At 34.1% G+C, this 7,009-nt stretch carries 6 protein-coding genes; all 6 read left to right on the top strand.

The window, feature by feature from the left end; genetic code table 11:
- Window positions 1–14: 14 nt before the first annotated feature.
- Genes nrfD through V7P59_RS11970 form a run of 6 tightly spaced genes read left to right on the top strand, consistent with a single transcriptional unit; the run spans window position 15 to window position 6,984 of the window.
- Window positions 15–1,424 carry an NrfD/PsrC family molybdoenzyme membrane anchor subunit gene (gene nrfD / locus V7P59_RS11995; protein ID WP_333810389.1) on the top strand — a complete coding sequence of 470 codons (1,410 nt, stop codon included), beginning with the start codon at window positions 15–17 and terminating at the stop codon, window positions 1,422–1,424.
- A gap of 4 nt (window positions 1,425–1,428) precedes the next feature.
- Complete coding sequence (locus V7P59_RS11990) at window positions 1,429–1,953, top strand: DUF3341 domain-containing protein (protein ID WP_333810388.1); 525 nt, start codon at window positions 1,429–1,431, stop codon at window positions 1,951–1,953.
- 9 nt (window positions 1,954–1,962) lie between these two features.
- Window positions 1,963–2,508, top strand: coding sequence for a c-type cytochrome (locus V7P59_RS11985; RefSeq protein ID WP_333810387.1), 546 nt, complete (start codon window positions 1,963–1,965; stop codon window positions 2,506–2,508).
- Window positions 2,509–2,535: 27 nt separating this feature from the next.
- Window positions 2,536–4,011, top strand: a complete 1,476-nt coding sequence (locus V7P59_RS11980) for a quinol:cytochrome C oxidoreductase (RefSeq protein ID WP_333810386.1) — start codon at window positions 2,536–2,538, stop codon at window positions 4,009–4,011.
- A 19-nt stretch (window positions 4,012–4,030) separates the two neighbouring features.
- The gene (locus tag V7P59_RS11975) at window positions 4,031–5,188 is read left to right on the top strand and encodes a cytochrome c oxidase subunit II (protein WP_333810385.1); all 1,158 of its coding nucleotides are present in this window, start codon (window positions 4,031–4,033) and stop codon (window positions 5,186–5,188) included.
- Between the two features lie 29 nt (window positions 5,189–5,217).
- Window positions 5,218–6,984: a cytochrome c oxidase subunit I gene (locus V7P59_RS11970; protein WP_333810384.1), complete on the top strand. Its 1,767-nt coding sequence runs from the start codon at window positions 5,218–5,220 to the stop codon at window positions 6,982–6,984.
- Window positions 6,985–7,009 lie beyond the last annotated feature (25 nt).

The following is a 7,009-nucleotide window of genomic DNA, read 5'->3' as shown; positions in this document are numbered from 1 at the left end:
CAATATAAAGGATTATGTCGTCTCATTACGAAGCACCCATTAGAAAACCTTTAGTAGTAGGAAGTAAATCTTACCACGATGTAACGGTAGATGTGGCTAAACCTGTAGAAGGTAGAGCAAACAAACAATGGTGGACAGTATTTTTAATTGCATTAGCCGCTTTCCTATGGGGATTAGGTTGCATGATTTATACCATTTCCACAGGAATTGGAACATGGGGATTAAATAAAACAGTTGGTTGGGCTTGGGATATCACCAATTTCGTTTGGTGGGTAGGTATCGGTCACGCCGGAACTCTTATCTCTGCCGTATTATTATTATTCCGTCAAAAATGGAGAATGGCCATTAACCGTTCTGCAGAAGCAATGACGATTTTCTCAGTAATGCAAGCAGGTTTATTCCCAATCATTCACATGGGTCGTCCATGGTTAGGATACTGGGTATTACCAATCCCAAATCAATTTGGATCATTATGGGTTAACTTTAACTCGCCATTATTATGGGACGTATTTGCAATTTCCACGTATTTATCAGTATCATTAGTTTTCTGGTGGACTGGTTTATTACCTGACTTTGCTATGTTACGTGATAGAGCAGTAACTCCTTTTACAAAAAGAATTTATTCTACACTATCTTTTGGATGGTCTGGTAGAGCGAAAGACTGGCAACGTTTCGAAGAGGTTTCTCTTGTATTAGCTGGTTTAGCAACTCCTCTTGTACTTTCTGTACACACTATTGTATCCTTTGACTTTGCTACTTCTGTTATTCCAGGATGGCATACAACAATCTTACCTCCATACTTCGTTGCTGGAGCTATTTTCTCAGGATTCGCAATGGTAAATACGCTTCTTATTATTATGAGAAAAGTATCTAACTTAGAAGATTATATCACAATTCAACATATCGAATTAATGAACATCGTTATCATGATTACGGGTTCTATTGTGGGTTGTGCTTATATCACTGAGTTATTCGTAGCATGGTATTCTGGAGTAGAGTATGAACAATATGCTTTCTTAAACAGAGCTACAGGTCCTTACTGGTGGTCATATTGGTTAATGATGACTTGTAACGTAATTTCTCCACAAGTTATGTGGTCTAAGAAAATTAGAACTAACATTATGGCTTCTTTCATCATCTCTATTGTGGTGAACGTAGGAATGTGGTTTGAGCGTTTTGTAATCATCGTTACTTCATTACATAGAGATTACTTACCATCGTCATGGACTATGTTCCAACCAACTTTTGTTGATGCTGGTATCTATATCGGAACTATCGGATTCTTCTTTGTATTATTCTTATTATATTCTAGAAGTTTCCCAGTAATTGCTCAAGCAGAGGTTAAGACAATCTTAAAATCTTCTGGAGACAACTACAAGGCAGAAAGAGAACAACACGGTCATAATCATTCAGATAATCATTAATATCATGAGTAATAAAGTAATACACGCTATATATAATGATGATGATGTTTTAATGGATGCTGTTAAACAAACAAGAGCAGCTCATCATCATATTGAGGAAATTTATACACCTTTTCCAGTTCACGGATTAGACAAAGCTATGGGGTTAGCTCCAACTCGAATTGCAATTTGTGCATTTATATATGGATTAATTGGTCTTTCGATTTACACTGCTTTGATGAATTTCGTAATGATTAATGATTGGCCACAAGATATTGGAGGTAAACCAAGTTTTAGTTACATTGATAATATGCCTGCATTTGTGCCTATTATGTTTGAAGGAACAGTTTTTTTTGCAGCGCATTTAATGGTTATCACTTTTTATATGAGAAGTAAATTATGGCCATTCAAAAAAGCAGAAAATCCAGATGTAAGAACTACTGATGACCATTTTTTAATGGAAGTGGGTATTCACGGTAATGAAGAAGAATTAATTTCTTTCTTTACTAAAACTGGAGCAGTAGAAGTTAAAGTTGTAGAAAAGCATTAATAGATAGTTATGAAAAGTTTATATAAAATAGTTGCAGTAGTAGGTTTGTCTTTCATGGCAACTTCATGTTTCGATAAAGCAAAACCTAACTATCAGTTTTTCCCAAACATGTATGAAGCAGTTTCATATGAAACGTATTCAGAGCATGCTGTTTTCAAAGGTGGAGTTGAAGCTCAACTTCCTGCAGAAGGATCAATTAAAAGAGGTTTCGTACCTTACGAAATTCCAAATACACCAGAAGGATATGCTTTAGCTAAAGCTAATTTAAAATCGCCTTTAGATTCATTATCCTTAAATCCTGAAAAAGGTAAAGAATTGTATAACATCTATTGTGCAATTTGTCATGGTGAAAAAGGAGATGGAAAAGGGAATTTAGTTGTTAAAGAAAAATTCCTTGGAGTTCCTAGTTATAAAGATAGAGAAATTACAGAAGGTAGTATTTTTCACGTAGTAACTTATGGATTAAATTCTATGGGTTCTCACGCTAACCAATTATCTCAGCAAGAGAGATGGCAAGTAGCAAACTACGTTTTAAAACTTAAATCTGGATTATAATATTAATACTTTTTGAAAATAATAGATATGTACACGTTTTCAAGTAAATTAAAAACTTTTTCATTCGTCCTAATGATTTTAGGAGCAATTGGTATTGGAATCGGATTCATGGCTGCTCCAAAAACAATTGAGGATGTAGAAAAATTATTAGCAGATAGTCATCATGGTCATGAAGCTGCTCATGTTGAGAAAGTTGCTCCGCACGGTGCAGATGCTGATGCTCATAATGTAGCGGATACTGTAAAAATTAATGGTGCCCATGCGGTAGATTCTACTCATGCTGTGGTAGATACTGCTCATGCAGCCGTTACAGAAGCACCTGCAAATAAAGATAATCATGATGCTCATGCTAAAGCTGATGCTCATTCTCATGATGATCACAAAGCACATTTAGAGCATGTTTTACACCAATTACAAAATAAACCTTGGGCTGCTTTATATGTTGCATGTATCTTCTTCATGTTAATTTCAGTTGGAGTTTTAGCTTTCTATGCTATTCAATACGCTGCTCAAGCTGGTTGGTCTCCAATTTTATTCCGAGTAATGGAAGGTATTACTGCTTATTTATTGCCAGGTTCTATTATTTTCTTTGTATTATTAGTTGCAGCTGGAATGCATTGGAATCATTTATTTGTTTGGATGAATCCAGATGTTGTAAATCCAGAGCATGCTGATTTTGATAAACTTATTTTCCAGAAAAAAGGATGGTTAAATGTTGTTAGATTTTTAGTAACTGCAGCTATATTTTTAGGTGTTTGGAACTGGGTAAGATTCAAATTTAGACAAAACTCTATTGCACAAGATAGTGCTGAAGATAATGCTCCTTACAAGAAAAATTTCAAATTGGCAGCTTTCTTTTTAGTATTCTTTATTGTTTCTGAGTCTATCATGTCTTGGGATTGGATTATGTCTTTTGATCCTCACTGGTATAGTACATTATTTGGATGGTATGTATTTGCAAGTTTCTTCGTAAGTGGAATTACTGTAATCGCTATGATTACCCTATACTTAAAATCTAAAGGATATCTAGAATATGTAAACACAAGTCACATTCACGATTTGGCTAAATTTATGTTTGGTATCAGTATTTTCTGGACATATTTATGGTTTTCTCAATTTATGTTGATTTGGTATTCAAATATTCCAGAAGAGGTTACTTATTTCGTAACTCGTATTGAGCATTACAAATTACCTTTCTTCGGAATGTTAGCTTTAAACTTCATTTTCCCATTGTTAATCCTAATCAATACTGATTTTAAACGTTTAACTTGGATTGTAGTTATGGCGGGTATTGTAATATTATTTGGACATTATATTGATTTCTTCAATATGATTATGCCTGCAACAGTTGGTGATCAATGGTTTATTGGTATTCCTGAAATAGGAGCTTTAATGTTCTTCTTAGGTTTATTTATTTTCGTTGTTTTCTCAGCTTTAACTAAGGCTCCGTTAGTTCCAAAAGGTAATCCTTTAATTGAGGAAAGTAAACATTTTCATTATTAATAGTTAAAAAGAAATAAAAATGACAAGTTTCTTGGTATTTATAATTTTAGTTTTAATCGGTATTGCAGTTTGGCAATTAACTAAAATTTTTGATTTAACCCAAATTGGTGGTTCTTCATCTAATGACGAAATTGCTAATGATAAAGATAATAGTGTAAATGGTTATTTAATGTTTGCCTTTGTAGGTTTCATTTATGTATTTACAATTTATTCATTATATGCTTGGGGAGATTTAGTATTAGGCACTCCTGCTTCAGAGCACGGACCAGATTATGATAATTTGATGTATATTTCTTTTGCTATCATTTTCTTCGTTCAAACTATTACTCAGTTCTTATTACACTACTTTGCTTTCAAATATAGAGGTAAAGAAGGCCAAAAAGCATTATATTTTGCTGATAATAACAAGTTAGAAGCTGTTTGGACTATAATTCCAGTAATTGTTTTAGCTGGTTTGATTATGTATGGTTTATATACTTGGAATAACATTATGTTTGTTGATGAAGAAGACAAACAAGATGCAATCATTATTGAATTATATGCAAAACAATTTGGTTGGGAAGCCCGTTATGCTGGGGATGATAAAACATTAGGAAAAGCTAATGTTAGATTAATCGAAGGTATTAACACTTTGGGTGTTGATTTAGCTGATCCAGCTGCGCAAGACGATAAAGTTGTTACAGAATTACATTTACCAGTGGGTAAAAAAGTAATTTTCAAAATGCGTTCACAAGACGTTTTACACTCGGCTTATATGCCTCATTTTAGAGCACAAATGAATTGTGTTCCAGGTATGATTACTCAGTTTTCATTCACTCCTACTGTTACAACTGCAGATATGAGAGCAGATGAAGCAATCATGGCTAAAGTTAATAAAATTAATAAAATCCGTACTGAGAACAGCAAAAAAATTGTTGCTGATGGTGGAACTGCTTTAGATCCATATACATTTGATTATTTGTTATTATGTAACAAAATTTGTGGTGCTTCTCACTACAATATGCAAATGAAAATTGTTGTAGATACTCCTGCTGAATTCAAAGCATGGTTGGCTGAAAAACCAACATTAGCGCAACAATGGAAAGAGGCTAATGCACCTGCTCCTGTTGCAGCACCAACTGAAGCTCCTGTAGCTGCTGTTGATTCAACTAAAGTTGTAGCTCAAGTTATTAAATAAGTTATTTTATATCATATAATAGAATTAGTATGTCACACGAACACGGTCATCATAAAGAAACTTTCATTACTAAATACATCTTTAGTCTTGATCACAAAATGATAGCGAAGCAATACCTTATCTCAGGTTTATTGATGGGTATTGTTGGAGTTGTTTTATCTTTATTCTTCCGTATGCAAATTGCATGGCCAGAAGAATCTTTCGAAGTATTCAAAATTTTCTTAGGAGATAATTTCGCTCCTGATGGGGTTATGCGTAATGATATTTACCTTGCATTGGTAACTATTCACGGAACAATCATGGTATTCTTTGTACTTACTGCAGGTTTGAGTGGTACATTTAGTAACTTATTAATTCCATTACAAATTGGAGCACGTGATATGGCTTCAGGATTCATGAACATGCTTTCTTTTTGGTTGTTCTTTGTTTCTTGTGTTATCATGATTTGTTCTTTATTTGTTGAATCAGGACCAGCTTCTGCAGGTTGGACAATTTATCCTCCTTTAAGTGCTTTACCACAGGCAATCCCAGGTTCTGGTTTAGGTATGACGTTATGGTTGGCTTCTATGGCTATTTTCATTGCTTCATCTTTAATGGGATCTTTGAATTATGTTGTAACAGTTATCAACTTAAGAACTAAAGGGATGACAATGACAAGATTACCATTAACGGTATGGGCTTTCTTCGTTACAGCTATTATTGGTATCGTGTCTTTCCCTGTATTGTTCTCTGCGGCACTATTATTAATTTTCGATAGAAGTTTTGGAACATCATTCTTCTTGTCAGATATTTTCATTCAAGGTGAAGTTTTACATTACCAAGGAGGTTCTCCAGTATTATTTGAGCACTTATTCTGGTTCTTAGGTCACCCTGAGGTTTATATTGTATTATTACCTGCTTTAGGTATTACTTCTGAAATTATTGCTACTAACTCTAGAAAACCAATTTTTGGTTACCGTGCAATGATTGCTTCTATTTTAGCAATTGCATTCTTATCAACAATTGTTTGGGGTCACCACATGTTCGTATCTGGAATGAATCCTTTCTTAGGTTCTGTATTTACTTTTACAACATTATTAATTGCAATCCCATCAGCAGTAAAAGCATTTAATTATATTACTACATTATGGAAAGGTAACTTACAGTTAAATCCTGCAATGTTATTCTCTATTGGATTAGTATCTACTTTCATTACAGGAGGTTTAACAGGTATTATTCTGGGAGATTCAACTTTAGATATTAACGTTCATGATACATATTTCGTAGTGGCTCACTTCCACTTAGTAATGGGTATTTCTGCACTTTATGGATTCTTTGCAGGTGTTTACCACTGGTTCCCTAAGATGTTTGGTAGAATGATGAACAAAAATTTAGGATATGTTCACTTCTGGGTAACTGCTATTTGTGCTTACGGAGTTTTCTTCCCAATGCACTTTATTGGAATGGCTGGTTTACCAAGACGTTACTATACTAACTCAGCTTTCCCATTGTTTGATGAATTAGCAGACGTAAATGTTTTAATTACTATGTTTGCAATAGTAGGAGCTGCTTTCCAAATTGTATTCTTCTGGAACTTCTTCTACAGTATTTTCTACGGTAAGAAAGCAACTCAAAATCCATGGAAATCAAATACTTTAGAGTGGACTACTCCAGTAGAACATATTCATGGAAACTGGCCAGGTGAAATTCCTGAAGTACACAGATGGCCTTACGATTACAGTAAACCTGGTCATGATGAAGACTTCGTGCCTCAAGTTGTGCCAATGAAAGAAGGCGAAGAGCAATTACATCATTAAGATTTTAAAATACTATAAAAACCTC

Source organism: Flavobacterium sp., from assembly GCF_036782315.1.
Taxonomy (GTDB): Bacteria; Bacteroidota; Bacteroidia; order Flavobacteriales; family Flavobacteriaceae; genus Flavobacterium.
This window is presented reverse-complemented; position numbering and strand designations above follow the sequence as displayed.

What these genes read in the sequence shown, in the direction of transcription:
- nrfD (WP_333810389.1), top strand. Translation starts at nt 15, where the DNA reads ATGTCGTCTCATTACGAAGCACCCATTAGAAAACCTTTAGTAGTAGGA.
- V7P59_RS11990 (WP_333810388.1), top strand. Translation starts at nt 1,429, where the DNA reads ATGAGTAATAAAGTAATACACGCTATATATAATGATGATGATGTTTTA.
- V7P59_RS11985 (WP_333810387.1), top strand. Translation starts at nt 1,963, where the DNA reads ATGAAAAGTTTATATAAAATAGTTGCAGTAGTAGGTTTGTCTTTCATG.
- V7P59_RS11980 (WP_333810386.1), top strand. Translation starts at nt 2,536, where the DNA reads ATGTACACGTTTTCAAGTAAATTAAAAACTTTTTCATTCGTCCTAATG.
- V7P59_RS11975 (WP_333810385.1), top strand. Translation starts at nt 4,031, where the DNA reads ATGACAAGTTTCTTGGTATTTATAATTTTAGTTTTAATCGGTATTGCA.
- V7P59_RS11970 (WP_333810384.1), top strand. Translation starts at nt 5,218, where the DNA reads ATGTCACACGAACACGGTCATCATAAAGAAACTTTCATTACTAAATAC.